This is a genomic window from Arthrobacter crystallopoietes BAB-32 (assembly GCF_000328305.2).
GTDB lineage: Bacteria > Actinomycetota > Actinomycetes > Actinomycetales > Micrococcaceae > Crystallibacter > Crystallibacter crystallopoietes_A.
In genome coordinates this window covers 1-26,502 of the sequence record NZ_ANPE02000059.1, presented here as the reverse complement: position 1 = coordinate 26,502, position 26,502 = coordinate 1, and the positions used below count along the sequence as shown (strand labels likewise).

The following is a 26,502-nucleotide window of genomic DNA, read 5'->3' as shown; positions in this document are numbered from 1 at the left end:
CTCCGCGACCTCATCGCCAGCGCCGCCGAGCTCTCCGCCCGCCGCGGCACGGCCGAAGGCCTCCGCCGTTTCCTCCACCTCGCCACCGGAGTCTCCGGCTTCACCATCGAGGACATTCCCGGCGCCTTCCACCTCAACGTCGGCGTGCCCGCCGCTGCCGCCGGCCAGCTGCCGCTGGTCCGCCGGATCGTCGCCGCCACCAAGCCGGCGCACACCACCAGCAGCGTCGAACTCCAGCCGGAGCCGGCACCATGAGCACAGGCAACCGCAAACCCCTCATCTTTGTCGCCGTCCTCGCGGTCGTCGCCATCGCAGTCTTCGCCCTCGGAGCCGGCTTCGGCGGCCGCGGCTCCGGCGGCGCCGCCGGCTGGCAGGACCGGTTCGCCGGTTTCCGGCTCGGCTCCGACCTCACCATGGCGGAGCTTCGTCCCACCGGGGGCAGCTGCCGCACCGATGCCAACCGAATCGTGGTCACCGGCAGCTGCGTCCTCAGCGTCGCAGAGTTCGGGGGCCCGTTCTCGTTCGAGGCCACCAAACAGGCCTCCTTCGTCCCGGCATCGCCGGTGGAAATCACGCTCGCGGTCGAAGGAACCAGCGCTACCCAGGAGGTCGATCCCGGCTGCCAGGTCAATACGGTCTTCGGCCGGTCGGGCGGCAGCCTCGCCATCAGCTGCCGCGGTTTTGTCCCCGAATGCGTGGTCCAGCTCGGCCCCGGCCGCGACTGCAGCGAGTGACCAGGAGGAAACGTGAGCCACATCGAAATGACCCTCAGCTCGTCCCGCCTCAAGCTGGCAAAAGGCACCGGTGCCGTCACGGCCTCCGTCACGAATACTGCCGCCAAGCCCCAGCGCATTGTGCTGCGTGCTTTCGGCGGCCGGTTCGTATCTCCGGCAAAACCGGGCGACGGCGGTGTCCCCGCCGAAGCCGGCAAAGCGCCCGTTCGGGCACCGGCCGGGTCCCACCGCGCAGGCCTGCCGCTGCCGGATGAACCGCCCGACCCCACCAAGTGGGTGACGATCGACGAGAACCTGCGCAGCATTGCTGCCGGCGCCACCGAACAGTACACGGTCTCCTTCGACAGCAAGGATGCCCCGGGCGGCACCTACTCGGTCAAACTGAACGCGTACTCCGCCGACGAACCGCCGGAGGCCAACAGCGGTCCGGTGCTCTCCCTGGAACTCGCCGTCCCGGCGAAGCCGGTTGAGCCCAAGCCCAACAAGTTCCCGTGGTGGATCGCAGCCGTTGCCGCCGTGCTCGTGGTGGCAGTCGCCGTCGTCGCTTTCCTCCTCTGGCCCCGGAAAACCGAGGTGCCGCTGCTCACCGGAGGGACGCTCGAACAGGCTCAGCAGGCGCTGGCCGAGGCGAACCTGGGCATGAAGCCCGATCCCGTGGAGGCGCCGGATACCCCCGGCACCGTCCTGAGCCAGGATCCCCAGGCCGGCGAGAAGGTCGAGCCCGAATCGATCGTGACGGTTGGGTTCGCGGTTGAACAAACAGTGGAAATGCCCAACGTTGTCGGCTCGCCCGCCGGCGCCGCCCGGTCCGGACTGCTGGACACGGGCCTGGCGGTCAACTTCGACGGAGCCTCCAACTGCACCTTCAACCAGCCGAACTGCAGCGTCATCGGACAGCTTCCGGAAGCCGGAACCCGCATCCCGATCGGCTCGACGGTGCTGTTGACGCTTGGCCTCGACACGCTTCCCACCCCGACGTTCACCGTCCCCGGGAACATCTGCGAAATCATCTTCTGCGAGACGCTCGGCCCGATCGACCTGGACCGGTTCCGGCTCCCCGACTTCGGCGGCTGATCCGCCCCGGAACGGCTGCGCTTCGGCCAGCTAAGCGTCCCCCGCGGCCGTCGATGAGCGGATCGCGTTGATGATGGCCGGGACCGAAAAGACCAGCATGACCAACGCCCACACCAAGGCCACGACAGCCGTGACAATGGCCCAGAAATGGTCGCCGATCGCCACTACCGGTCCGGGCAGGAACCCGTGGATGAACCCGAGCACCAGCTGGAGCACCACGGACACCGCTGCGAGCGCCATCAGCCCCTTCACGCGCAGGAACCTCGGCTGGGACAGGACCAGCAGCACCAGGAAGCACACCTTCAGGAACAGCAGCAGGCCCAACAGGACCGCCGCGTCCCCCGTGGAGAAGCTGCCCCAGATGGCCAGATAGGCCAGCGTCCCGAACGGCGCGGAGACAAACAGCCCGATCATCAGCATCAGGGTGGCCAGCGCCGCCATCCCCGCCAGCAGGCACATCAGGATCCACAGCAGTGACACCACGAGCGTGACGATTCCCTGCAGCCGCCCGTAGATCCGCAGCGGCATCAGCAGGCTGAGCCCCACCATCAGGACGCTGAACAGCAGCAGCCCGTCGATGAACGCCAGGAATCCGATCCCCGCCCCCGGCGGCTGCGGCACCTCGCTGCCGGAGGACGCCAGCAAGGCCTCCGGAACGCCCAGCGCTGTCGCTGCGTCCGGCGAAGCACGGGTAGGCGGCCCGTCCAGCAGGAGGACGGGCAGCCCCACCTCGACGAGGACCACCAGGACGGCGGCAGCTGCCGCAAGGACAAAGAGCGGCCGGCGCAAACCGCCGGCGGCCGCCGCCGTCATGGCCCCGCCGGACCTAGTCCGTCCTGCCGTGCGTGGTGTAGGACAGGATCAGGAACACGCCACCGAAGACCAGGAACGCGATCCCGGCCACGGTCAGCCACAGCTGGTTCAGGACCAGGCCGAGAACCAGCAGCACCAGCCCCAGCCCCATCGCGCAATACCAGGCGATCCGGCCACGGGCACTGAACAGCGGAACAACAAACTGCGGCATTTTGACACCCCTCCTGCGGCGCCGAACGCTCGGCGCTCGTAGCCGCAATCTTAGTGATCGTGCCGCATAGCGACCAAGGAAAATGGTCACAATCAGGCCGCTCTTTCTCCTCGCCAAACAGAGGAATCAACGGGGACTTAAACCTCTTCTGGCCGAAGCCCGTGCTCGCTATCATGCTGGCAACGAAGCGCTGCGACAACGATGCAGGATGAAATCGCCACGACTTGTTCGTTCCCATAAAGAACCGACCGTGTAGGACGCGATGCCCGTGGATGCGAACAGTCCCAGATTGGTTCCTCTCGGTCAGAATGCCCGTTCGGACGATGTACTAAAACTATCTGGGGAGTACATGACGGTCGGTCGGAGCGGCTCGAACGACTTGGTCCTTGCCGATCCAAGCGTCAGCCGGACACATGCTGCGATAACCGTTAATGACGGTGCTGTCTACATAAAGGATCTGGGCTCCACCGTGGGTACAACCGTCAACGGCAAACCCCTTATCGGGTCGAAACGCCTGCGTTCGGGCGACGTTCTGGCTTTCGCCGGGGCCCGCTACGAATTCGAGGGGGCAGACGGGGCAACAGAAGCGACGACGGCCCTGCCGGTCACGCGTGACACTGGTCCGCCTGGCATCGAGCGGACTCAAGGGCAATACGATATCGGCACTCAGCACGGGGGCAGCATCAGCAACGTCGCCGGCAACCAATACATGTCCTACGTCAATCAGATCACGCGCGAACGGGAGAGCTTCCTAAGGGACATTGCCGCGACGAAAACCAAGGCCAGGTGGCTCTGTTGGATCGGCCTCGCCGCGACGATAGTCGGCATCGTCTTATTCAGTGGCTCCATAATGCAGTACATGGCCTGGATCATCGACATGCTGAGAAGAGAACCGGTTCCAGGCCAAATCCCTCAACTCCCTGAAGACGTCATGGGCCCCACTCTGTTCATCGGGTTCGGACTCTACTTAGCGGGAAACATCCTGCTGATTATCGGGATCGTGCTGCACGTCGTGGCTACATCCCGCCGCAAACGGGTGGACCGGGAGCTTCCCATGCCTCGGCCGCCTGCTTTTTGAAGCAGTAACAGGAGGTTCAACATGGGGTTTAATATCCAGAACCAAAGCGGTGGAGTCATCAACAATGTCGAGGGCGACCAACACATCCACGGTTCACAGCAGGGCAATGTGCATTCGTTGATCGAGGTGCGCGAAGCCGTTCAGCAGTTGCAGGACGCGGTTACAGGATCGGGGCTGAACTCAGCCGACTCGAAATCCGTCAATGACTGTCTGAGGGACATTGACGCGGAGGTCAAACGACCGGCGCCTGACAAAGCGACCGTGGCCACTCGATTGAAGAAGATCACCGAGATCGCAAAGGCGGCGGGGACCCTGGCAGGACTAGTTGGCCCCATTCAGATAATGGTTGCCTGGCTGGGCACTTTAGGCAAACCCATCGCCAAGCTCCTGGGCCTCTTCACTTGAAGTCGTGGTCCCTGAAATGCGCAAGCTCAGAATCATCCTCGCGGCCATAATGCTCTGGACACTAGTGGCCTGCGGATCCACTGAAACCGTCCCTAGCGGCAGTAGTACGGAGAGTGCCGGCCGTCCCCCAACAGAAACTCAGGCTGATGTAGCGGCACCGTCAGTCCCGGGGACGGTACCGCCCACTACAGAATCCCCCGCCAGTACCCTGCCGGCAGAGCCTGCCATCCCGCACAGCACAGAGGCGGTTCCCGAACCGCCCGAGGAACCCGAAGACCCCGCTCCAGTACTGCCGCAGGAGTTTGAGGGCCTTTGGACCAGCGTTGCACAAGGCAGCGCCGAAACTGTTTTTCGTTTCCGCAGCGACGGTAGCTACGACAAGGTGTCCGTCCTGCTCCAGCAGCGCCCGAGCGGACTGTTTTCGTTCACCATCTCAGCCTCAGGCTATGCAACCATTTCCGGCGGGATGCTGGTCCTGACTCCAATAGAGGGCACCCAGACGATGGAGGATCCGGATTCGCCCAGCAGTAACTTCGACAAGCCTCTGGAAGACCTGACGCCGGAAGAGTACGCGTGGAGCTTCCAGAGCGGACAGTTGATCCTCACAGGTGAGTACGGCACCATCGCCTACACCTGGGAACCGGACAGGTAGTACCACGGTGCCGGCGAAACGAAATGGCTTCCGCAGTTGGCGGAGGTTCCTTGACGGAGGTCGAGGATACGGTCAGCTCCTGGTGACCGTTGTTGTCGCCCTGCTGCTCGCCGCTGCCACCTATGCCGCAAACAAGGCCGCGGGTGAATGGCAATCTGCCACGACTGAAGAAATTAGGTGGTCCGCGGCGAGCTTGGAGCAGTTGCGGTTTGTCTATTTGGATGAGGCCCCGGATGCTTTCACCATTGCGCGCTGGGAGAGCCGCGCTGACGTTCTCGATGAACGCAGCGCAGGGGGCCGCAGCCCGCTGTTGGAGGCTGAGGCCAAGACTGCGCGAGCCTCTGCCGAACAGAAGATTTTCGGTCTGAAGGGAACCAACGCCCTCATCGCCGAAAGGTATCGGCTCCCGGGCGGCGGCTTCGACGTCGTTCGTCGGCTTGCCGACTTACAACGCCAGGAAGCCAATGACTCAGCAGTTTCTGGCCCGGTACTAATGGCCAAAGGGGACAGGTACCGAACAATCGCGTTGGGCCTGGCTCTTGCGTGCATCCCGGTAGTGGTCACCTGGTTCCTGCTGCAGCCGCTAACACGTAAGCGTCGCCCGGACGGCAGACCGGATTCAACGCCACCGATACTGCACGACGCCGGTCTGCTGCCGCATCCTTGGACCGCGCCCCAGCACACAAGGGGGTTGACTGCCGTCGCGCTTGTTGCCTGGACGCTCGTCACCCTCATCCCCGTCGGAAGCTTGTTCATTGCCACAGCGGGGCAACGCTCCGATGCCGAGGCAATGCGTATAGCCGTGACGATCTCGACCTATCTCCAAGCGAGCAACCTGCACCAGTCCCAAGCTTCGCTGCAGGACAGAACTATGATCGAACTGACGCAGTCCGGCCTGGCCAGGCAGCTTACAGCGATCGATTTGGACGACAGCGCCCAGATGCAGCTCGGAGAAGCAGACGTCCACGCCGCGGACGCTTGGTCGAGGATCGCGGCGAAAATGGCACGGATGCCCGATACCGATGACGGCATCGAAATTGGACTTGTCCGGGCAATTTCATCGACGCCCGATATCTGGGCCGACGCGCTCCGAGTACAGTCGTCCGCTGCAGAGACTGGCGATAGGGCGGGCGACGCGACGAATCTTCTCACCCTCGCTGTCACACTGGCTGCGCTGGCGATGAGCCTTGTCACCCTGGCCTTGGCAAGGCCAGGGTCCGCCCTAATGCCCGCGGGCGGGGCCATCCTGTTGGCAGCAGCCATGCTCACGGCCTTCGCCGGAACCGCAGCCTTCGTGTAGTACGGCCCCTTTCATTGCAACGACACTACATATGTGCGGCGCTCATCTGCTGCAGCCGATTCAGCATGTCCAGCCCAAATGCTCCACCACCTGGCCGTCCTGGAGACGGACGATGTCGATGCCGCTGAACTGCACGGTGTTCATCGTGGCCCCCACCCCCAACGTAGAACCGGATACGGTCCCGACCGGACGGTTGGTGGGACATGAGTTCTTCGTGTCCACAACGTTGCCCAGGCCGCAGCGGCCTACACCCGCCCCAGCACGTCGATGTCCGTGAGGAACTCCCGGTGCACTTCCTCGCTGACCGTGGTGCGGGTGTCGGCGACGGCATCGAGGTAATCCTGCGTGGACGGGCCCCTGCGCCCTCCCCCGCCAAAGATGCCCGCATCCGCGGAACCCAGCCCGCCGTCGTCGTACACTGCCTTCTCCAGCGCCCACTGGGACGCTCGGCGCGCCGCATACTCGATGTCCGCGGGCGAGAAGCCCTCGGTCCGCTCCACCAGAAGCTGCACGTCCACGTCGTCCAGCACGGTCTCCGGGATGAAGCGCCGCCACATGGCCTCGCGCGCCTCGCGGTCGGGCAGCCCGATGGGGATGACGTAGTCGAACCGCCCGTGCCGCAGGAAGGCCGAGTCCAGGGAGCGGATGAAGTTCGTGGCGCACACCAGCAGGCGGCCGGGCTGCTCGCGGAACGCCGGAATGATCTTGAGCAGCTCGTTGGTCACGCCCTGCAGCGGCGACGGCGGGTCACCCGCCCGCTGCGAGGCGATCTCCTCCACCTCGTCGATGAACACGACGGCATGCTCCAGCTCGGCGATCTCCAGGAACGTCTCGCGCAGCGCCCCTGCCAGGCCCTTCGGATCGGAGGCCAGCCGCGAGGGGAAGACCTCCACGAACGGCCACTCCAGCCGGGACGCGATCGCCTTCGCGAACGTCGTCTTGCCGGTGCCCGGCGGCCCGAAAAGCACGACGGCGCGCGGCGGCACCACGCCGTATTCGTCCGCGAGGTCTGACTGCGCCAGCGGCAGGACCAGGCGGCGCTCCAGCAGCTCCTTCTCGCGCCGCATCCCGGCCACCTTGTCCCACAGGTCGCGCGCCAGGATCCGGCCGCCCAGCTGCCCCAGCGGCTCGAGCTCCTGGCGCTGGATAGGGATGGTCCGCTCGAAGTAGCGCAGGTTCTTCTTCAGCACGAAGCCGCGGTCCAGGAAGGCATCCACCCGCGTCTCGGACTCCGGCATCAGCGCGGAGAGCTTGTTCAGCCCGTGCGGCGCCATCCGGTTTTCGACGGCGGCGAGCAGCGCAGTGCCGATCCCCCGGCCGCGGAACTCGGGGAGCGTGGCCAAAAAGACGATCCAGCCCTGGTCATGGGCGGCACGTCCGACGGCGGCCCCCACCACCTGCTCGCCGATCACCGCCACCACGGCATGGTCCTTTTCGCAGGAGGCCATCACCTCCGACAACGCGTACACGGGTTCGACGCTGTCACCTTTCAGCGACTCCCAGAGATGCAGAATGCCGTCCAGGTCCGTCGAGTGGAAATCACGGATCCGCCAGTGCGTCATGAAGTGCCTCCTCTGTGGCCGGCGCCACGCCCTGCGTCGCCACGTCCCAAGATAGCGGGATTCGCCCGGCCGGTCGCCGAGATGACGTCGGAGGGCACGAACTTCGCTGGGCGGCGTGTCGCATCAGCGGCGGTGGGAGCATCAACAGTGGGGATCCATCTAAGGGAAGGAGCCAGCGATGGCTGGTGGAACGGGAATCATCGAGCGGTTCTACCGGGAAGTCATGGAAGGAGGCAACCTTGACCTGATCGGCGAACTGGGCAGCGACAGCTACCTAGAACACGAGGAACCCATGCCGGGACAGCCGTCCGGACTGGACGGCATCCGGTTCTACGTCAACACGTTCAGGTCGGCTTTCCCGGACATCAAGGCGAGGGCAATTGAGCCGGTCATCAGCACGGGAGACATGGAAGCAACCCGCGTCGTCCTGACTGGTACGCACAACGGCGAATTCCTGGGCATCACGCCTACCGGTAAGACGGTCGAGTTCAACACGATCGACATGATCCGTGTAGAGGATGGCAAAGTCGTCGAACACTGGGGTGTGACCGACCTGCTGAAGCTGATGCAGCAGATCGGTGCCGTCCAGGCCTAAACTCAGCCATTCACCAGGAAGCCTCGGCCGCAATCGGACGGGGCTTCCTGCATGCCGGACTCTGGTTGTCCAAACCCACCGAGCTGTTTGTCCATCATTTGGATAAACGTTTCTTCCACCCTGGAAAAACCCTACACTTCTCGCGGCCGGAGACTCCGGCCGTCTGTTGGGGAAGGCATTCACTTGTCTATCAAAATCGATCCTGCAGTGCCCCCGCGCGTCCAAACGCGCGGCTTCCGCTCTGCGACCGTCCTGTTCGGCGTCGGTGCACTCGTCGCCGGCCTGTTTTCCGGTCCGGCCGCCATGGCTGAAACCGATCAGTCCTCGCCATCACCGTCGCCGCTCATCTCCGAGCCGGCCACGGCTGAGGTCGTCAACGTCTCCGCGCCGCTCATTACCGGGGAGAAGCTCGCCGCCGGCGGCCTCGTCCAAAGCGACGGCGGCCAGTAGACGAACGCCGAGCGGCTCGAGTTCACCTGGTCCACCAGCGGCGGAGCGGTATTGAAGACCGAGACCCTGCCGGTAGGCACGCCGTCCTCATTGGCCATTCCGCAGTCCCTCGGCGGCGGCGTCCTGGTGCTGACCGTCCGCGCTTTCTCCGATACCTTCGGCACAACAAGCGCTCCAGTGAGCAGCCAGACCAATGTCGCGTTGGGCGATTTCATCGCCACCTGGAACGGCACCATCTCCGGCAAGCTGGCCGTTGGGCAGAAGCTCACGGTAGCGGCTCCTGCCCTCACCCCCACCGGCACCGTGGCCTACCAGTGGTACCGCGGGACCTCGAAGATCAGCGGGGCGACCGCTCCCAGTTACACGCTGACACCCTCCGACGCTGCACAGACGATCTCAGCCAAGGCCACCGTCACCGGCATCGGAATGAAGGCGCTCACTCTCACGTCCAAGTCGGTCACCGTCGCTAAGGGAACCTTCACGGCCGCACCGGCCCCCGCGATCGCCGGAACCGCCAAGGTCGGATCCAAGCTGACGGCCAACCCAGGCAACTGGTCCCCTGCCGGCGCGACCCTGGCCTACCAGTGGTATCGCGGAACCACCGCCATCAGCGGCGCCACCGCACGCACCTACACTCCGACGGCAGCTGACAACGGCAAGTACCTGAAGGTGCGGGTCCGCGCCTCCCGTCCCGGGTACACCACGCTCGACCGCTGGTCCGTCTCGCGCAAGGTTGCCGCCGGCACCATCGTCGCCACCAAGTGGCCAACGATTTCCGGCACCGCCCGCTACGGACAGACCCTGAAGGTCAGCCAAGGCTGGACGGCCGGCTCCAAGATCAGCTACCAGTGGTACAGCAGCGGCAAGGCGATCAAGGGCGCCACCAAGAGCTCGCTCTACCTCAGCTCCGGCTACGTCGGCAAGAAGATCACCGTGCGGGTCACGGTCAGCAAGGCCGGCTACACGACCCGCAAGGCCACATCGTCAGCCGTCACGGTGGCCAAGGCTTACATGACAAACAAGACGCTGCCTACGATCAGCGGCACCAAGAAGGCCGGCTCCACCCTGACCGCCGGCTACGGCACTTACTCCACCAAACCGTCGTCGTACACGTACCAGTGGTACCGCAACGGGGTTGCCATCAAGGGAGCGACGCACCGCACCTACAAGCTGACCACGGCCGACAACGGCAAGAAGATCACCGTCCGTGTGACCGCCCGCAAGACCGGATACCACAACCGCGCCGCCACCAGTGCCGCTGTGGAGATCCCAGTGCCGCCGCGTACCGTGATCAGCAGGGATGGTACCTACCGGGTGGGCACGGAGCTCAAGCCAGGCCTGTACAAAGCAACCGGAACCGGCGATTTCTGCTACTGGGAAACACTGAGCGGCTTCTCCGGCAGCCTCTATGACATCAACAACAACTACTTCGGCCCAGCCAGGACCTACGTCCAAATCACCTCTTCCGACCGCGGTTTCTATACCAGCGACTGCGGGAAGTGGACGACGGTTTCCAAAACAGGCGCCAACGCCTCGAAGATTACGGTCGACGGAACCTACCGGATTGGCGTCGACATCAAGCCCGGCCTCTACCGCGCCTCCGGCACCGGGAACAGCTGCTACTGGGAAACCTTGAGCGGCTTCACCGGGGAGTTCGATGAGCTGATCGACAACTACTTCGGCTCAGCTCGGACCTACATTGAGATCCCCTCTTGGGCGAAGGGAGTCCACGTGAGCGACTGCGGGACGCTCACCCGCGTTTCCTGACGCAGGATGCTGAGGGGCCGGCCGACGCCGGCCCCTCATTGCGCTGTAAGCAACGGGTGGCAATTCCGACTGGCCGGCCAGTGCGGCCCGGCCTCCCGTGAAGGGCCTTACAGCGTGTCGCTGGCCAGCCCGATCGTGAATACTTTGGGTCCGCTCCGCGTAACCCTGACTTCGTCCGTGGAGACATTTGCCCTCTGGGCAACGCTGGCGACGGCGGCTTCCAGCTCATCGTTCGTGGTGGAACGGTCCCACAGCTTCACGGTCATGGAGTGCGATTCAAAGTTCATGCGGCGTTGCTTTCCTTGATTGGCTTCCCGCCTCGTCGCTGAGGCAGCGGCACCACTGTATCCGGATTGTCCGCGTCCCATCGCCTACATTTACGTTCATGACCCCGAACTGCCTAGCCCTTCGAGATCGAGTCAACGAGGGTGTCGAGCGATTTCTCGTAGCGTTCCCTGACGATCTCGGCGTGGAGCCAGGTGCCAACCGTCGTCACCGAACCCAATTGCCGGAGCCCTGCAGCCACGCGGTTGTATTCGCCCACTGACGCCAGGTTCCCGGTCTTATTCGGGCCGCTGCTCCTTACGATTCCGCTCCCGATCCCATTGACCCTCAGCAGGTGACCTCTCGTTGTCAGTGCTGGACGATAGCCTGTCTCTGTTCAAGAGGTTAGGGTTCGAATAAGAAGTGGAGTTCGGTGAGCACGCTTTCAAGGGCCTTGGATTACCTACGGGAGAAATGTCAGCCCACATCATCCTTCAGATCGAGTGATGATGACATGGCGCGTCGGCTCTTCGCGCTTTGGTTTGATGCCAACACATGGATTCATCGTCGTGTGGACGCCCTCAGACTGGACGTCGATGGGGCCACTCGACGTTACGTATCTTTAGACTTCACGTTGCCTCCTGACCTCGCAATTCCTGGGTCACGTGGCCGGATCCTCGTCCCATTGGCACTGCTCAAGAAACAGACGATACGCCGTCTGGACACATCAGACGGCGCCAAGAACTCCGCGTCCGTCTTGACTTCAGCAGAGAACAGCAGATGGATGCTCGCGATGCTCAGCTACGCAGTGCGGGAGTTCCTTCCCTCCCGTCTCATCCATGAGATAGGCAGCGGCCTCGACTTGGAAGCAATCGTCAGATCAAGCTTGGAAAATGCAGGCGGCGCTAAGTCGAAAATAAACCAGGTGTTTACCGAAGCAAGGAAGGGGATGCCCCTTTCCCGACTCGAAGAATCTCAGGTGGACATTGTCCAGGATGTGATTGTTCAAGCGGCCGACCATTTCCTATTGCTTATCGAGGTAGACAAATCGACAGTCGCACAACGTTCGATGGTCAAATATGCATTGGACCAAGACACGCCCGACGATGATCGGCGGGGCACCAAACGCGTTACCATCAGTCAAGAAATCCCTGACTTTGGCTTTGCTGCCAGCCAGCATGTAGAAATCCAGGTCCCGCCGGGTCTAATGATCGAACGACTTGATTTGCAAGAACTTGGTGACGAAGGCGGGCGCATAAGGCATGAATCATCCGATTGGGGCGACGGAAAGCGGTCCATCGCCCACTGTGCCTTACATCCCACCCACCGTTTGAACCGTGGTCGATGGATCGTAACGGTCGTTCCCGCGCAGCAAGGACTTTATGGATTCGCAAAAGTAGCTGTGCCAACGGTGGCGGCTTCCTCCATAGGCGCGTTCATCGCTCGTTTTATGGATGCCTACTTGGTGAGAGATCCGACGGACATCTTTGCCTCCCCCTCAGCCTCAATCTTGTTAGTCGGTCCGGCCCTGCTCCTCTCTTGGATGAGCAGGAAGCCTGAACACGCCATGGTTGCCAGATTGCAATTCCCGCTACGCCTCATGTTGTTGGCGCTGGCCTCTTGTCTGCTTTTACTGGCTGGCGTCTCTGCAATACCTCTCACTCCTCACGCTTGGAATGCGGCATGGGTTCTCGTCGTCATCCTCGCGCTAGGATCAAGCATCCACTTCACTTGTTTCGCGGCAGATCTCAGTCTCCGCCAAGTTGTCAGGTTCAAGCGGTAAGCTCAGACGAGGGAGGTCCAACAGGATGAGCAAGTTCAAGGGATGGTTCTACAAGAGTCGCGCAAAAAACGACGTTGTAGCCACACGAGAGTATCCAACTCACTCCGATATCGTTGTTCTCTCGGGAGCGGGTTCTATCGTGGGCGACCTTAAAACTGATAGCTCAGAAACTGAAATTCGTCAGGCATTCGATGCAATGTTGACGACAGTCCGAACGTCCAAAAGGTCTTCGAACGTCCCATCAGCTCACTAACGTCCAAAGCGAACAACCCCTCGGCGGTTTGGCCCGTTATCGACATGATCAGGTTGTACTCGCGGTCTTACTGCCGCGATGCCCTTTCACGAACGCGGGACCCGAAGTCATGCGCCGAATATACCGTTCAGTGAGTTAACGCTTCACCTCATGCCGCAACGACTCGTCAGCTGCATCCTCGGGAGAGCTGGCACCAAGCATTTTTTGAGCAGCGATCCACGCGTCCTGATCCACTGAACTTACTCCTTGAAGATGGCGTCGATGACTTGCTGGGCCCAGTCGAGGATGGCTTGGTCGGCGAGGTCTTTGCCGCCGACGCGGGAGGTCTTGGGCTTCGGGATGAGGATGAAGTCCAGGGCCGGTTTGACCTGCGAGCCGGGGTACATGCGGTTGAGGCGCATGACCTTGGACTCCGGCAATGCAGCGGGGGCGAACTTGATGAAGTTGCCTTGGGTGGCGACGTCGGTGAGGCCGGCGGCGCGGGCACCGACGCGGAACCGGGCGACGGAGATCAAGTTCTTGACCGGCTGGGGGGGCTCTCCGTAGCGGTCGTTGAGTTCCTCGACGACTTCGTCGATGGCCTCGTTGGTCAAGGCGGAGGCGAGCTTCCGGTAGGCCTCCAGCCTGAGGCGCTCCCCCGGGACGTAGTCGTGCGGCAAATGCGCATTGACGGGCAGCTCGATCTTCATTTCGGCCGCCTTCTCTTCGGCTTCGCCGCGGAAGTCCGCAACAGCCTCGCCGACCAGCCGGATGTACAGGTCGAAGCCGACCCCTTGGATGTGGCCAGACTGTTCACCGCCGAGCAGGTTGCCTGCGCCGCGGATCTCCAGGTCCTTCATGGCCAGCTGCATGCCGGCGCCCAACTCATTATGGGAAGCCACGGCCTTCAGCCGTTCCAGTGCGACCTCGCCCAGCGGCTTCTCCGAGGGGTAGAGGAAGTAGGCGTACGCGCGTTCCCGCCCGCGGCCCACGCGTCCGCGCAGCTGGTGCAGCTGCGAGAGCCCATAGGAATCGGCCCGGTCCACAATGAGCGTGTTGGCGTTGGAGATGTCCAGGCCGGTCTCGATGATCGTGGTGCAGACCAGCACGTCGAACTTCTTCTCCCAGAAGTCCACGATGATCTGCTCGAGCCGCGCCTCGGACATCTGCCCGTGCGCGACCTCCACGCGGGCCTCGGGCACCAGCTCGCGGATGTGCGCGGCCTGTCGTTCAATCGAGGACACCCGGTTGTGCACGAAGAAGACCTGCCCTTCGCGCATGAGCTCGCGCCGGATCGCGGCCGAGGTCTGCTTGTCGGTGTACGGGCCGACATAGGTCAGCACGGGGTGCCGCTCCTCCGGCGGCGTCGCCAGCGTGGACGTCTCGCGGATGCCGGTCAGCGACATCTCCAGGGTCCGGGGAATCGGCGTCGCACTCATGGCCAGCACGTCCACGTTGGTCCGCATCTTCTTGAGCGCTTCCTTGTGCTCCACGCCGAACCGCTGCTCCTCGTCCACGATCACCAGGCCGAGGTCCTTGAACTCCATCTCCTTGGACAGCAGCCGGTGCGTGCCGATCACCACGTCCACCGAGCCGTTCTTCACGCCCTCCAGCGTGTCCTTGGCTTCCTTCGCGGTCTGGAAGCGCGACAGCGGCTTGACCCGCACCGGGAATCCGGAGAACCGCTCGCCGAACGTCTCGTAGTGCTGCTGCGAGAGCAGCGTCGTCGGCACCAGCACGGCCACCTGCTTACCGTCCTGCACCGCCTTGAACGCCGCGCGCACGGCGATCTCGGTCTTGCCGTAGCCGACGTCGCCGGAGACCAGGCGGTCCATCGGGATCTCGCGCTCCATGTCCGCCTTGACCTCGTTGATCGTGGTCAGCTGGTCCGGCGTCTCGATGTACGGGAACGCCTCCTCCAGCTCACGCTGCCACGGCGTGTCCGCCCCGAACGCGTGCCCCTTCGACGCCATCCGCGCCGAGTACAGCCGGATCAGCTCGCCGGCGATCTCCTTGACCGCCTTGCGCGCCTGGTTCTTCGTCTTCGCCCAGTCCGAGCCGCCCATCTTGGACAGCGCGGGCGTGTCCCCGCCGACGTACCGGGTGACCTGGTCCAGCTGGTCGGTCGGCACGAACAGCCGGTCCCCCGGCGCCCCGCGCTTGCTCGGCGCATACTCCAGCACGAGGTATTCGCGCATCGTCTTGGTCGGGCCGGCGCCGGACGAGCGCTGCACCAGCTCCTTGAACTTCCCCACGCCGTGCTGCTCGTGCACCACGAAGTCGCCCTCGGTCAGCTGCAAAGGGTCGACGGCGTTGCGGCGCTTGGAGGGCATCTTCCGCATGTCGCGGGTGCTTGCCGCGGACGTGCGGCCCAGCAGGTCCGCCTCGGTGAGCAGCCCGAGTTTCAGCCCGTCGAACACGAAACCCTTGCCCGCGGTCGCCGTCGTAATTTCGATGATGCCGGGCTGCGGTTCCTTCTCCAGCGTGTCCACGCGCGCGGCGGGGATGTCATTGTCGTGGAAGAGTTCGGCGAGGCGCGAGGCGGGGCCGGGGCCCTCGGTGGCGACCACCACGCGCCACTGATCGCGCACGCGCGAGCCGATGAACGTCATCATTTCCGCCACGTCGCCCTGGTAGCCGCGCGGTTCGCGGGCAGCGAGGGTGAGCGTGTCGATGTCCAGCACGGTCTCGTCGTCCGGGTTGAAGGAGGTGATGGACCACCAGGAGACGCCGTGCCCGAGCGCGGTGGAGCGCGTGTCCGCGAGCGAGCGGAACCCCGCTGACTCCAGGTCCCCCTGCAGCGCCAGATCCAAAGGCGCGTCCCCGCCGTCGGACGCGGTGGCCCACGCCGCGGCGAGGAATTCCGCGTTGGTCGCCTCCAGGTCGTGGGCGCGGGCGCGCACCTTTTCCGGTTCAATAACGACGGCGATGCTCGCCTTGGGCAGTTCGCCCAGGAACGGGACCATCGCCTCCACCAGCACCGGGGCGAGGGATTCCATGCCCTCCACCGCGATGCCGCCGGCGAGTTTCTCCAGCATGTCCGCCGCCGCCGGCATCTGCGCCTTCAGCTTCGCGGCGCGGCTCATTACGCCCGGGGTGATCAGCAGCTCGCGGCACGGCGGGGCGTACAGCGCGGTTGGGTGCTTGACGTTCTCGCCGGACAGCGAGCGCTGGTCGGCCACCGCGAACCAGCGCATCTGGTCCACCTCGTCGCCGAAGAAATCGATGCGGACCGGGTGGTCCTCGGTCGGCGGGAACACGTCCAGGATGCCGCCACGGACGGCGAATTCACCGCGGCGCGAAACCATGTCCACTCTCGCGTAGGCGGCCGCGGCCAGCTGCTTCACGAGATCCTCGAACGGCACCTCGTCGCCAACCTTCAGCGACACCGGCATCAGATCGCCCAAGTCCTTCACCAGCGGCTGCAGCACCGCCCGCACCGGAGCGACGACGACGCGCAGCGGCTGGGTTCCTTCCGAGCCGTGCTTCAGCCGGCGCAGCACCGACAGCCGCCGGCCCACCGTGTCCGAGCGCGGGGACAGCCGCTCATGCGGCAGCGTCTCCCAGCTCGGGAACTCCTCGATCGACTCCGCCGGCAGGTAGCAGCGCAGCCCCGCCGCCAGGTCCTCCGCCTCGCGGCCCGTCGCCGTCACCGCCAGCACTACCGGCGGCTGCGGACCGTTCGATGCATCGCTGTCGGCCCCGGCAGCGTCCAGCCCCTCGACCATCTCCGCCAGCAGCGCCGCCCGCAGCCCAGGAGGCGCCCCGATCTGCAGGTCCTCGCTGCGCTCCCGCGCGGGCCGCTCCGCCTGCGAGCGCACCCGCGCGAAAGACTTGTCCTCGGCCAGCGCGGTCCGCAGTCCATTCAGGCTCATATTCGTCATCTCCGGGGCGATCGGGCGTTCAGGCAACACGAGAACCCGAAGTTCATCAGAACCCCGGGGCCACGCGTACGAGTTTACCGCCCATCACTGACAGCCAGCGCGGGCGTCGCCCTGGTGCCGCGTTGACGGGCATCGGGCCCGTGCCTGCGCACTGCAGGAGTGGGCCACCGGCTAGGGCATGTCTCCTTATTGCCGTAGCCAAATCAGGCAGGCGTAGAGCGCGACTCCTGCCCGGTAGGTGAGCGCGAGCTTGTCGTATCGGGTGGCGATGCAGCGCCATTGCTTGAAGAGGTTGAAGGACTGCTCCACGACGGCACGGCCCTTGTAGGTCTCGCTATCGAAGTCCACGGGCCGACCGCCGCGGGAGCCTTTGCGTTTGCGGTTGGCGATCTGGTCCCTGGGTTCGGGTATCACGGTCTTGATCTTCTTGGCGCGGAGCAGGTCGCGGTTGGCGCGGGAGGAATACGCCTTGTCGCCAAGCACCGTGTCCGGCCGGTTCCGGGCGCGGCCGCGGCCGGTTCTCGGGACGCTGATCGCAGCCAGTACTACCGGGAACATGCGTGAGTCCGAGCCTTGGCCGGGGCCGATGATGAAGGCCAGCGGCCGGCCTTTCCCGTCGCAGGCGTGGTGAATCTTGGTGCTCAGCCCGCCGCGGGATCGGCCGACCGCATTGGTCGTCGGGTTCCTCAAGCAGTTTCCTGTAATTCCCTGCGTCCCCCTGTGGCACGGGAAAGGTTGGTCGCGTGCTGGTGCGCTCGGTTGATCGTCGCGTCCACCGACACCGTCCAGTCGATTCCGCCGGACGCGTCTGCTTCGGCCAGCAGAAGGGCGTGGATGCGGTCCCATGTCCCGTCCCGGCTGAACCGCCGGTGGCGTTTCCACACGGTCTGCCAAGGCCCGAACGCGGGCGGCAGGTCGCGCCAGGCGATCCCGCACCGGTACCGGTACACGATGCCCTCGACGACCTGCCGGTGATTGCGGAACGGCCTGCCCCGCTGCCCGTCCGAAGACGGCAGCATCGGTTCGATCCGGGCCCATTGCTCATCGGTGAAAACCTCGAAACGCGACACGCCTCCAAGCCTTCCAGCCCGGACACCGATCATTTAGGAGACACGCCCTAGTCCCGGTTGCAGCCACGCGGCGCTGCACGGACGCCGCGGCCGGTCTGGACTCTCAATCTCGTGCGCAGATCACCACAGTCCTGCACCTCAACACCGTTGTGATCTGCGCACGAGTTGAACGTCCTTCAGCCAACCCCTCGTCGTGTTATCAAATCGGATAAAATAACCTGCATGGGTTTGTTCGATCCTGATGAGCCACAGGCTTCCATTCCGGTGCGGGCGGACTTGCACCCTGATCTGGCCGTCGTTCTCGAATCAGCATCCAAGCTGCAGCGGCTCGTTCCTGATGCAGTGCTTGTCGGGGGCAGCGCAGCCGCGTTGTATGCCGGTCACCGTGCGTCGTACGACCACGATCATGTCCTCACGGCGCTGCGGGAAAATTTCGACGCAGTCTTGGAAGCCTTGGAATCGGATGACGGCTGGGCCACGAACCGCCTCACCTACGGCAAGATCATCCTCGGCGAACTCGGCGGTATCGAGACCGGCCTGCGGCAACTCATCCGCCGGCGGCCCCTGGAAGTGTCCGAGGTGACACTACTGTCCGGGGCCAAAGTTCGTGTTCCGACAAGGGATGAAGTGTTGCGGATCAAGGCCTTCCTGATCACCAAGCGCAATCAGACACGCGACTATCTGGACGTGGCCGCGCTAGCAGAGGACGCCGGCGTCCCCCATGCGGCCCAGGTCTTGGAGGGCATGGACGAATACTATGCGGACCAGAATGCGGACGGGACGGCGGTGTCCTCGCAGCTTATTCGCCAGCTCGCGGATCCGCGCCCGAAAGATTCCAGGACAACACGCCAACTCAGCACCTACAAGGGGCTGTCCGCTAAGTGGCAGGACTGGTCCGCGACCGTAGCAACCTGCAGGGAACTGGCTGTGCGGCTGACTCGCGGGAAGGCCTGATCATGGCGCTGAAGTTCCGCAACCTTACGGTCAGCCCCGAGGATCCCGTCGAAACCTGGGGCTTCGAGGGCCTCTTGGCAGCCATCGAGCGCGGCGACCGGACGCACTGGCGCCGCATTGCCGAAGCGCTAGAGGCCGATCCCCGCGGCGAGGTGGCGCAGGACCTCCGCGAAGTCCTGGCCGCCGTCGAGAATCCGGCCATGGTCGCCCTATTCGAATCCATCCAGCAGCAGATCCTGCAGGAAGCGGAGGCCCACGAGCGCGCTGCCGTCGCCACCCGTCTGCAAGAGTACGTCCGCGCCAGCGGTCTCTCCCGGGCGGAATTCGCCGCCCGGCTGGGTACTTCACAGTCCCGGCTGTCGACCTACCTGAGCGGCAAGGTGGTGCCGTCCGCCGTCCTGATGGTGCGGGCTGAAAGAATCGCAGGCACGTCCGGAAACGGGGCAAGCCGTCAGCCCGCCACGATGGCAAATGCCAGCAGAGACAACGACGACCAGGACCTTTAACTCGCCAGCCAATGACAGCGCCGCGGACGGAACGTTCTGGCCATGGAGAGAACTGGGTCGTGGCCGTCCTGTCCGGCGCCATCGTTGCATGGACGGCAGACCGCCGGCCGCCCTCTGAGCTTGCTGGGGCGGCCGGCGGTTTCCGTGGGGCGGCCGGCGGTTACTGCTGGAGCGGCCGGCGGTCGGTTTGCGCTCAGCGCACCAGGCGCGAGTGCCGTGTCTCCTTCATGAGCAGGCCGGTGGCCAGGGTGATCGCCGAGACGGCCATCAGGTAGTACAGGAACCAGTTCTGCAGTCCCGCCTGGGCCAAAGCCGTGTTGATGTAGGGAGCCGTGCCACCGAAAATCGCGGTGGCCAGGGACAGCGGCCCGGCCACACCTGCCGCCCGCACCCGGGTCGGGAACACCTCGGCCCACACCGCGCCGTTGACGCCGAACAGGAGCGCCAGCGCCGCGAGCGAGATCAGCAGGGCTGTCAGCAGCGTCGCGAAGCTGCCGTCGATCATGAGGTTCAACGGGATGGTCAGGATAATAAACGCGACGCCGAACGCGATGACCATCGGCTTGCGGCCGATCCGGTCGCCCAGCCACCCTGCGGCGAGGATCGCGGCCAGGAAGAACACCTGCGCAATGAGGCTCGCGGTGAGCGCGCTGGACGCCGACTGGCCGAGCTGCAGCTGGGCGTGGGTCGGCATGAAGATCAGCCACGTGTAGAACATCACCGAGCCGCCGGCCGAGAGCCCGAAGACCACCAAGATCGCACGCCAATGATGCAGCAGGCCGCGGCGGTCGGGCGCCACCTCCGGCACGTCGCCCGGAGCCGGAGTCCGGTCCTCCCGCGTGGTCTCCTCGAACGCGTCAGTCTCGGTGAGCCGGCGGCGCAGGTACAGGGCGTACAGGCCCAGCACGCCTCCGACGCCGAAGGCAATCCGCCATCCCCAGGCACCTAGGTCACTCTCGCCGAGGCTGGAGGTCAGCAGCAGGCCGGTCAGGGTGGCCAGAATCGTGCCCAGGACAACGCTCACCCACGAGGAGCTGCCGAACAAGGCACGCCGGCCATGCGGCGCCCGCTCCACCAGGTACGTCACGGATGTGCCCATCTCGCCGCCATGGGCCAGGCCCTGCAGCAGCCGGGCGCCCAGCAGGATGATGGAGGCCAGCAGGCCCACGGACTGGTAGGTCGGCGCGAGGGCCACGACCAGGCTGCCCGCTGCGGTCAGCATCATCGCCACCGTCAGGCTCTTGCGCCGGCCGGCACGGTCGGCATAGGCACCGAAAATGAAGCCGCCCAGCGGACGGGTGATAAATCCGACGGCGAAAACCGCCAGCGTCGCCAGCAAGGCGGAGGCAGCGTTCCCGGGGTTGAAGAACTGCACCGCGAAGTACGGGGCGAAGATCGAGTAGATCGTCCAGTCGTACCACTCGAGGGTGTTGCCGAAGTTCACGGCGATCAGGTCGCGGATCCGGCGCCGCCGTCCGCCATCGCCCGTCTGTTCAGTATTGCCGGCGATGGTCGTCGCCTCAGCCTTGCCGCTCATGCCGCCCGTCCTTCCAGGCCCAGCTGCGCATCCCGGTCCGCACCGGGAACGCGCATTTCAAAGGTGTCGCGGACCACCGTGTAGTCGAAGTAGCCGAGCCGGGCGATCGGCTCAATCTTCGGGATGTCCAGCCGGCCATCCAGCGTGATGACGTCGTCGTCGATATGAATGGTCTCTACGCTGGCGAAGACGATGTCGATGCTCCCCACCGGTGACGCGCCGGGAACCCGGTGGGTCGAGTGGTACTTGCACTCGAACTTCACGGGGCTCTCCTTCACCATCGGGATCGGATGGTTGTCCGCATAGACGCGGGTCAGTCCCAGATGGTCGAACTCGCTTTCGTGCGGCTCCAGCGCCATCGCGCTCACGTTGACCGCCTCACGAAGCCGGTAGGTCGCCATGTTCCAGACGAACCAGCCGGTCGTCTCCGCGTTGATGACGGTGTCCTTGCGCCGGCCGTCGGGGTACTGGTTGGCGGAGAACATCACCATCGGCGGATCGAAGGTCAGGTTCTGCCACTGGCTGTAGGGCGCAATGTTCTCCACTCCGTCGGCGCTGACGCTGGAGAGCCAGCCGATGGGGCGCGGGACCGTGCAGCTCTTGAACGGCGAGTACGGAAGCGGGCTGGCTTCGCTGGCTGGGTTGTACTTCATGGGGAAACTCCATAGTGATCGGTGTCACATAAACAGTGCAACCGTACGCCATATACGCTGAGTATATCAAGAGTATTTTCGAAACCAAGGCCCCGGCTGTAGCCTTGTTGTCGAGGGGTGAGGCATGACAAAAGCAGACGAGGCCTACACAACGCTGGCCGAAATGATCGAAACCGCACGCCTGAAGCCGGGCGATTTCTGGACCGAGGCCGGCCTTGTGGAAGAGCTGGGAATGGGCCGCACCCCGCTGCGCGAGGCCATCCAGCGGCTGGACCGTGACCACCTCGTGCGCATCAGACCGGGGCGCGGCATCGAGATCCCCTCGATCTCCGTCGACGACCAGTTGCGGCGGCTCGAAGTGCGCCGTTCCATGGAATCGCTGGCCGTCACCCTGGCCTGCGCGAGGGCGACGGACCGGGAACTGGCGGCCATCGGCGAGCTCACCGAACAACTGCACGGCCTGGACGAGGTTGAGCCCTACCTCGCAGTGGTCCGGGAGACCCACGTGCTGCTCTCCGCCGCCGCGCACAATGAGTACCTGTCCGACACGATGACGCCGCTGCAGGGACTGTCCCGCCGGTTCTGGCTCGCCAACATCGTGGACCCGGAGGAGGAAGTCGCAGTGGGCAAGTCGCTGCACCTGGACCTGCTCACCGCGCTCCTCGAACGGGACGCGGAGAAGGCCCAGCGCGCGGTGCTGCGCCTCAACGACTATCTGGTGGACTTCACCCTCAACGTCGCGGCCCGCAACTCGAGGGTCGGCCGCACCGCTCCCGTCGGCTTCTGAGGCAACCACCAGCCAAAGGGCTTAAATAACGACGGCGGTGCTCCCCTTTGTCAGTTCGCCCCGGCGAGCGGTTGGGGCATTATGGGGCACCGGTAGATGACGAATCCTGCCCGGCGGGATCTTCGAACTCGGCCTGCGAAGCCGTCGAGAACTCTGTCCGCAAAGCAAAAACATCGTTGGGGAACTGCTGGAAATAGGTGGCGATCCGCTCAAGCTCACCGCTCTGGCCGCTATAACCAGCCAGTAGCCGATACGCCTCGTCCAGCTTCGTGGCCAGATTGTCGTTGGCGACGCTGACCTCATCCGATGCAATGACGCGTACCATCCACACTCCCGATACCCACGCCTCGTATTTTGTATCAAGCTCTGCGCGCCCCGTACCGACTTGGCCAGCAGGATAAGACTCGGGGAACTGCAGCACGTGGGCGTACTCTCCCGCCTCGTTGCTCACGATCTGGCTGGTTGTCAACAAATTGGCATAAAGATTCAGCCTCTGAGTCCGCAGGAAATCGGTTCTCGACCGTGCCGCTTCGGCTTCTTTTCCGCTCTCTGCAGTCTCCTGTGCAATCTCCGCCGTCCGGACCGAGGTTTCGGCTGCTGTCTTGGCAGTCTGCAGCGAGAAAATCCCTGTGATCAATGAGCCAAGCAGCGCGCCCACCAGCCCCCAGATGGCAGGATTACTTGCCGTCCGCCGTGCTTTCGCGCTGGTTGTTCCTTCCACCTCGCCGGAATCCGTCGAGCCGTCCATGCCGGGCAGCCTAGTCCTATTCGGCGATAGGAAATAAGGTCTATCGACCTGAATTCACCCCGATACGAAGAGCTCCAGAAGCAGGTCGTCCCCCCTCCGCGGTGCTGATGCTGCCGGGGCGGACGAATCGCCAGTCGAGCGCCGGCGAATGCGGCCCACTTGCTGGAAAGCATTGGGCAGCACCGTTCCGGAAAGGGCGATCGAGCCGCCGCTCGCCGAGTGAACGCAGCAGGCAAAGCCTGCACCGGCAGCTGGGCGCCCTCGCACTCTCGCCGTTCATCAGCCAGCGGCTGGCCATGTTCTTCGGGATGGTGCGCGCGGCCGATCTCGCGGAGCTGACCGGGCTCATCGAAGCAGGCACGGTGAAGCCGGCACTCGAGCGGACCTTCCCGCTGGCCGAAGCGGCCACCGCCCTGCGCCACCTTGAAGAAGGCAAGATCCGGGGGAAGATCACCATCGTGGTGTGATCCGCGAATTAGGGGACCCGCATGCTGAAACGATGGCGCTTCCCGCTACCCTCGCTGTTACTTGTGACAATGGTGGTGTGACAGAGCGGGAAAGAGTCAAGGAATACCGACGGCGGATGCGGGCTCAGGGTTACCGTCCCGTCCAGGTGTGGGTACCGGACGTCGGCACTGAGCAGTTTGCAGGCGAAGCGCACCGGCAATCGGCCGCAGTTGCAGACGCCGACCGAAACACCGACGATCAGGACTTCATCCAAGCCGTATCGGTCGAGTGGGACGAGTGAGCGGCGCGCGCCATTTGAGCTAACTCGAAGGGGCAACACCAGATTGCTCTGGTCCTGCGGCAGCCGAAGTGGGACAGTGTTGGTAGGCGGGGCGCTGAGCACTAGGTGGTCATCATGCGCGCTGACGTCCAAGGCAAACAGCAGACCGGAACGCCCCGGCGTCGTAAGAGAGCCCCGCGCTTCCCGCGCTCGACTGTGGCGATGCTCCTTGCCGCGTTCCTGCTGCTGGTGGCGTCCGCCGTCGCCAATTCTTCGCCGGGAACCGTCACTGGCGCGCCGATACAGAACGCTTCGCCCCGGGTCGTGGCAACCTTTCCCGTCGGGAAGGACCTGCTGGACGCCGTCGTCAGTCCCGATGGCAAGCGGCTGTATGTGACGGACAACAGTGCCTTCAGCAGTGATGAAAAGGCCTACACCGGCGGCGTACACGTGGTAGATACGGCGACCCGGAAGGTCAAAGCCACGATCAATGTCGGCGAGGGGCCCATCGACATCGTGCTCAACCGGGCCGGAACGCGCGCCTATGTGGTCAATGGCCGAACCTACTCCATCTCGGTCATCAACACACGCACCAACACGGTGATCCGGACCTTAGATGTCCCGCCGTCGCCGTCGCAGATCGTCCTCAACGCGGCGGAGACCGTCGGTTACGTGGCCACCAATTCTTCCCTTGATGGTTTGGTGCTCCTGAACCTGGGAACCGGCGCCATCACAGCGCGCATCCCTGCCGGCTGGAACCCACAGACGGTAGCGGTCAATGCCGCCGAGACCACCGCCTACACCGTCAACCAGACCGACGGGACACTAACCGTCATCGACCTGCGGAAGCGCAAAGTGAAGTCGGTGATCGCCCTCGGCCAATTCGCGTACGGCGTGACGGTCAACCAGGCCGGCACACGCGCCTACGTCAACGCGTTCGATTCCATCGTCGTGGTCAATCCCGGCAGCGGCAAAATCATCAAGACGATTCCCCTGACAGCCATCGTCGCCGGCCGGATGCACTTGAACGTGGCCGGAACCGTGGGCTTTACGATTGCCGGGCACAACGGAAAGACGCCGGCCGGCGGCGTTCTCCACGTCATCAAGCTGTCCACGAACACTGTCGTCGGAACGGCCCCCGTCGGATTTGCGGCCAACGCCATCGCCTTCGACCCCGCGGGTCTCCTGGCGTACGTCCCGAGCGGCACCGGAGGAACCGTAACCCTGCTCGAGATGCCCCGGTAGCCGAGGGGCCAAGCCTCGGGACAAATCGCCAGCCACCAAACAACGACGGCGGCGCTCCCCTAGCGCTAGAGGTTCCGGACTGTTTCTATGGGCTGTCCGATGCAGCACTCCCGGCTTACAACACCGGCCGGTAGGATCGCATCCATGGAGATCGTGGTGCTCTACACCTTGCGTGAAGGCGTCGACATGCAGCGGGTCATGGAGACCTTCCCCCGCCACCAGGCCTACTACGAGGCATTCCGCGCCGACGGCGGCGGGATCATCGCCCTCGGTCCGTTCCAGACCGCCGATCCCGCCGGCGCATCGATGGGAATCTTCACTTCACGAGAGGACGCCGAGGACTTCATTGCCGGCGATCCGTTCATCAAGGAAGGGCTCGCAGAACCGCGCATCCTCGAGTGGGATGCCGAGCGGTTCGAGTAGGCGCACCCCGCTCCGAGGATCCCCTTCAGCCGCGCTCCGCGAACGGGGGCACGTGGTGGCCGGGCCCGAACGGCTTGAACCAGTCCTCGAACTTCATCGAAGGGGCGCCTTCCGGGATGGCGTCCGGGTCGTTTTCGAAGCCGTCCATCGCCGGGTCGAAGAGCATCATGGAGTCGGCGAATTGCAGGAACAGCTGCTCCAGCCGCGCCACCCAGTTCGCCGGCAGCTCTGCGTCGAGGTCGAGCTCGTCGGCCAGGAATTCAGCCTCGGCCAGCAGGCAGCGCAGGGCCAGCTCCTGCGCCACGCAGGACGGCTCCTTCCAGCCCGCGGCAATGTTCGTCGTGAGGTCTGTGCAGACGGTGAGGAATCTGGCGGCAAAACGCGCATCGTAGTGATGGGCGTACTGGGGCGGGAGGTTGTCGAGGACGTAGGTTTCGTCGATGTCGGCGGCCGTGGGCTCCCGGTCCCTGAGCAGGTCGAGGTCATTGAACAGTTCGTCAATCATCGAGGCGCCGGCATGCCAGAGCAGCCCTGCCAGGACGCGCGCGCGGTGCCTGGACAGTTCACGTTCGGCCTCGGGTGCGGCGGGGTCATAGCCCAGCAGCTCCAGTTCGATTCCGCCCGCCCGCTCGGACGCAGCGAGCAGGGTGGCCACCGCATCGCCGCCGATGCCGGTGTCGGCCGGTTCGCGTTCCGCCTCTCCCCCGGCACTGGGCAGGACCTGGTCTGCCACCCCGTGGCCTTGGGCCGGCTCGACCTTGCCGCGCAGGATCCGGACGCCGGGAACGTCCGCGGCGACTGCCAGAGGGTCCATGGCGACGGCCAGGGCGGCGAAAAGATTCGTTGCTGCCAGCTCCGTATGCTCGGGTGATTCCGCCTTCGTGACGGCGTAGCTCTGCAGCTCCCCCGGATCGGTGATGTCCACATCGATCGCGAAATGGATTGACGCTTCGATGGGCAGGTCCGGGTTTTCCATGCGTACACACTACTCCCCGGCCGAACCGCAAGCCCGGGGACGCCGGCACAGCACCCGCGCGCACGGCCGCAC

Annotated in this window: 29 protein-coding genes; 18 read left to right on the top strand and 11 right to left on the bottom strand. The window is 64.4% G+C overall.

From position 1 onward, the window contains the following. The 3 genes from D477_RS02150 to D477_RS02140 form a co-directional block, all read left to right on the top strand. The coding region (locus D477_RS02150) for a phage tail protein (protein WP_005266816.1) at nucleotides 1-255 on the top strand (255 nt) is incomplete at its 5' end. After that, complete coding sequence (locus tag D477_RS02145; RefSeq protein WP_005266815.1) at nucleotides 252-734, top strand: hypothetical protein; 483 nt, start codon at nucleotides 252-254, stop codon at nucleotides 732-734. The genes D477_RS02150 and D477_RS02145, both read left to right, overlap by 4 nt. A gap of 12 nt (nucleotides 735-746) precedes the next feature. Continuing rightward, nucleotides 747-1,808 (top strand): PASTA domain-containing protein, encoded by a 1,062-nt coding sequence (locus D477_RS02140; protein ID WP_005266814.1) that lies wholly within the window; start codon nucleotides 747-749, stop codon nucleotides 1,806-1,808. 30 nt (nucleotides 1,809-1,838) lie between these two features. On the opposite strand, the gene D477_RS02135 is transcribed toward D477_RS02140, so the two are convergent. After that, the gene (locus D477_RS02135) at nucleotides 1,839-2,621 is read right to left on the bottom strand and encodes a hypothetical protein (protein ID WP_005266811.1); all 783 of its coding nucleotides are present in this window, start codon (nucleotides 2,619-2,621) and stop codon (nucleotides 1,839-1,841) included. A 13-nt stretch (nucleotides 2,622-2,634) separates the two neighbouring features. Then, on the bottom strand, nucleotides 2,635-2,832 hold the full coding sequence (locus D477_RS02130) for a hypothetical protein (RefSeq protein ID WP_005266810.1): 198 nt from the start codon (nucleotides 2,830-2,832) through the stop codon (nucleotides 2,635-2,637). 262 nt (nucleotides 2,833-3,094) lie between these two features. On the opposite strand from D477_RS02130, the gene D477_RS20970 reads away from it, so the two are divergent. The 4 genes from D477_RS20970 (at nucleotide 3,095) to D477_RS02110 (ending at nucleotide 6,267) form a co-directional block, all read left to right on the top strand. Then, nucleotides 3,095-3,910, top strand: coding sequence for an FHA domain-containing protein (locus D477_RS20970; RefSeq protein WP_081608434.1), 816 nt, complete (start codon nucleotides 3,095-3,097; stop codon nucleotides 3,908-3,910). 21 nt (nucleotides 3,911-3,931) lie between these two features. Further along, nucleotides 3,932-4,315, top strand: a complete 384-nt coding sequence (locus D477_RS02120; RefSeq protein ID WP_005266806.1) for a hypothetical protein — start codon at nucleotides 3,932-3,934, stop codon at nucleotides 4,313-4,315. Nucleotides 4,316-4,697: 382 nt separating this feature from the next. Further along, nucleotides 4,698-4,967 carry a hypothetical protein gene (locus tag D477_RS02115; protein ID WP_005266804.1) on the top strand — a complete coding sequence of 90 codons (270 nt, stop codon included), beginning with the start codon at nucleotides 4,698-4,700 and terminating at the stop codon, nucleotides 4,965-4,967. A gap of 82 nt (nucleotides 4,968-5,049) precedes the next feature. After that, nucleotides 5,050-6,267, top strand: a complete 1,218-nt coding sequence (locus D477_RS02110) for a hypothetical protein (protein WP_005266802.1) — start codon at nucleotides 5,050-5,052, stop codon at nucleotides 6,265-6,267. Nucleotides 6,268-6,512: 245 nt separating this feature from the next. Here D477_RS02110 and D477_RS02105 read toward each other — a convergent pair whose 3' ends face one another. Continuing rightward, a complete protein-coding gene (locus D477_RS02105; protein WP_005266800.1) occupies nucleotides 6,513-7,829 on the bottom strand; it encodes an ATP-binding protein in 1,317 nt (438 codons plus the stop codon). 178 nt (nucleotides 7,830-8,007) lie between these two features. Here D477_RS02105 and D477_RS02100 point away from each other — a divergent pair, with 178 nt between their 5' ends. The 3 genes from D477_RS02100 (at nucleotide 8,008) to D477_RS02090 (ending at nucleotide 10,641) form a co-directional block, all read left to right on the top strand. Then, nucleotides 8,008-8,424 (top strand): ester cyclase, encoded by a 417-nt coding sequence (locus tag D477_RS02100; RefSeq protein ID WP_005266798.1) that lies wholly within the window; start codon nucleotides 8,008-8,010, stop codon nucleotides 8,422-8,424. Nucleotides 8,425-8,607: 183 nt separating this feature from the next. Then, on the top strand, nucleotides 8,608-8,874 hold the full coding sequence (locus D477_RS02095) for a hypothetical protein (protein WP_005266797.1): 267 nt from the start codon (nucleotides 8,608-8,610) through the stop codon (nucleotides 8,872-8,874). A 51-nt stretch (nucleotides 8,875-8,925) separates the two neighbouring features. After that, the gene (locus D477_RS02090; RefSeq protein ID WP_005266796.1) at nucleotides 8,926-10,641 is read left to right on the top strand and encodes a hypothetical protein; all 1,716 of its coding nucleotides are present in this window, start codon (nucleotides 8,926-8,928) and stop codon (nucleotides 10,639-10,641) included. Nucleotides 10,642-10,748: 107 nt separating this feature from the next. Here D477_RS02090 and D477_RS02085 read toward each other — a convergent pair whose 3' ends face one another. Next, on the bottom strand, nucleotides 10,749-10,928 hold the full coding sequence (locus D477_RS02085; protein ID WP_005266794.1) for a hypothetical protein: 180 nt from the start codon (nucleotides 10,926-10,928) through the stop codon (nucleotides 10,749-10,751). 113 nt (nucleotides 10,929-11,041) lie between these two features. Then, the gene (locus D477_RS22500) at nucleotides 11,042-11,185 is read right to left on the bottom strand and encodes a hypothetical protein (RefSeq protein ID WP_190273500.1); all 144 of its coding nucleotides are present in this window, start codon (nucleotides 11,183-11,185) and stop codon (nucleotides 11,042-11,044) included. A gap of 405 nt (nucleotides 11,186-11,590) precedes the next feature. On the opposite strand from D477_RS22500, the gene D477_RS02080 reads away from it, so the two are divergent. Then, nucleotides 11,591-12,688: a hypothetical protein gene (locus D477_RS02080; RefSeq protein WP_150109953.1), complete on the top strand. Its 1,098-nt coding sequence runs from the start codon at nucleotides 11,591-11,593 to the stop codon at nucleotides 12,686-12,688. Nucleotides 12,689-13,180: 492 nt separating this feature from the next. Here the strand turns inward: D477_RS02080 and mfd are convergent, their stop codons facing one another. Both mfd and D477_RS02070 read right to left on the bottom strand, forming a co-directional pair. Continuing rightward, nucleotides 13,181-16,795: a transcription-repair coupling factor gene (gene mfd / locus D477_RS02075; protein WP_005266791.1), complete on the bottom strand. Its 3,615-nt coding sequence runs from the start codon at nucleotides 16,793-16,795 to the stop codon at nucleotides 13,181-13,183. Between the two features lie 195 nt (nucleotides 16,796-16,990). Next, nucleotides 16,991-17,907, bottom strand: a protein-coding gene (locus D477_RS02070; protein WP_424579992.1) for an IS5 family transposase whose coding sequence is annotated in 2 segments (ribosomal slippage) — nucleotides 16,991-17,521 and nucleotides 17,524-17,907 — 915 coding nt in all. Because the reading frame shifts where the segments join, the coding sequence is not laid out codon by codon here. Nucleotides 17,908-18,096: 189 nt separating this feature from the next. Between D477_RS02070 and D477_RS02060 the strand changes: the two genes are divergently transcribed. Then, nucleotides 18,097-18,828 (top strand): nucleotidyl transferase AbiEii/AbiGii toxin family protein, encoded by a 732-nt coding sequence (locus tag D477_RS02060; protein ID WP_005266786.1) that lies wholly within the window; start codon nucleotides 18,097-18,099, stop codon nucleotides 18,826-18,828. A 2-nt stretch (nucleotides 18,829-18,830) separates the two neighbouring features. Then, complete coding sequence (locus tag D477_RS02055) at nucleotides 18,831-19,334, top strand: helix-turn-helix domain-containing protein (protein WP_005266785.1); 504 nt, start codon at nucleotides 18,831-18,833, stop codon at nucleotides 19,332-19,334. 193 nt (nucleotides 19,335-19,527) lie between these two features. Here the strand turns inward: D477_RS02055 and D477_RS02050 are convergent, their stop codons facing one another. Both D477_RS02050 and D477_RS02045 read right to left on the bottom strand, forming a co-directional pair. After that, nucleotides 19,528-20,871, bottom strand: coding sequence for an MFS transporter (locus D477_RS02050; protein WP_005266784.1), 1,344 nt, complete (start codon nucleotides 20,869-20,871; stop codon nucleotides 19,528-19,530). Continuing rightward, entirely contained in the window at nucleotides 20,868-21,524 is a 657-nt protein-coding gene (locus tag D477_RS02045) for a flavin reductase family protein (protein WP_005266782.1), read from the bottom strand. The genes D477_RS02050 and D477_RS02045 overlap by 4 nt, the downstream gene beginning before the upstream one ends. Before the next feature lie 124 nt (nucleotides 21,525-21,648). Between D477_RS02045 and D477_RS02040 the strand changes: the two genes are divergently transcribed. After that, a complete protein-coding gene (locus tag D477_RS02040) occupies nucleotides 21,649-22,311 on the top strand; it encodes a GntR family transcriptional regulator (RefSeq protein ID WP_005266780.1) in 663 nt (220 codons plus the stop codon). A gap of 79 nt (nucleotides 22,312-22,390) precedes the next feature. On the opposite strand, the gene D477_RS02035 is transcribed toward D477_RS02040, so the two are convergent. Next, on the bottom strand, nucleotides 22,391-23,059 hold the full coding sequence (locus tag D477_RS02035) for a hypothetical protein (RefSeq protein ID WP_005266778.1): 669 nt from the start codon (nucleotides 23,057-23,059) through the stop codon (nucleotides 22,391-22,393). A 107-nt stretch (nucleotides 23,060-23,166) separates the two neighbouring features. Between D477_RS02035 and D477_RS02030 the strand changes: the two genes are divergently transcribed. The 4 genes from D477_RS02030 to D477_RS02015 all read left to right on the top strand — a co-directional run bounded on the left by D477_RS02030 (nucleotide 23,167) and on the right by D477_RS02015 (nucleotide 25,454). Then, on the top strand, nucleotides 23,167-23,526 hold the full coding sequence (locus D477_RS02030) for a zinc-binding dehydrogenase (protein WP_237740674.1): 360 nt from the start codon (nucleotides 23,167-23,169) through the stop codon (nucleotides 23,524-23,526). A 77-nt stretch (nucleotides 23,527-23,603) separates the two neighbouring features. Continuing rightward, complete coding sequence (locus tag D477_RS02025) at nucleotides 23,604-23,807, top strand: antitoxin MazE family protein (protein ID WP_043845267.1); 204 nt, start codon at nucleotides 23,604-23,606, stop codon at nucleotides 23,805-23,807. Between the two features lie 114 nt (nucleotides 23,808-23,921). Continuing rightward, complete coding sequence (locus D477_RS02020; RefSeq protein WP_150109952.1) at nucleotides 23,922-25,031, top strand: YncE family protein; 1,110 nt, start codon at nucleotides 23,922-23,924, stop codon at nucleotides 25,029-25,031. 144 nt (nucleotides 25,032-25,175) lie between these two features. Further along, nucleotides 25,176-25,454 (top strand): YciI family protein, encoded by a 279-nt coding sequence (locus tag D477_RS02015; RefSeq protein WP_005266774.1) that lies wholly within the window; start codon nucleotides 25,176-25,178, stop codon nucleotides 25,452-25,454. A 25-nt stretch (nucleotides 25,455-25,479) separates the two neighbouring features. Here the strand turns inward: D477_RS02015 and D477_RS02010 are convergent, their stop codons facing one another. Next, nucleotides 25,480-26,430, bottom strand: a complete 951-nt coding sequence (locus tag D477_RS02010; RefSeq protein ID WP_005266772.1) for a hypothetical protein — start codon at nucleotides 26,428-26,430, stop codon at nucleotides 25,480-25,482. Nucleotides 26,431-26,502 lie beyond the last annotated feature (72 nt).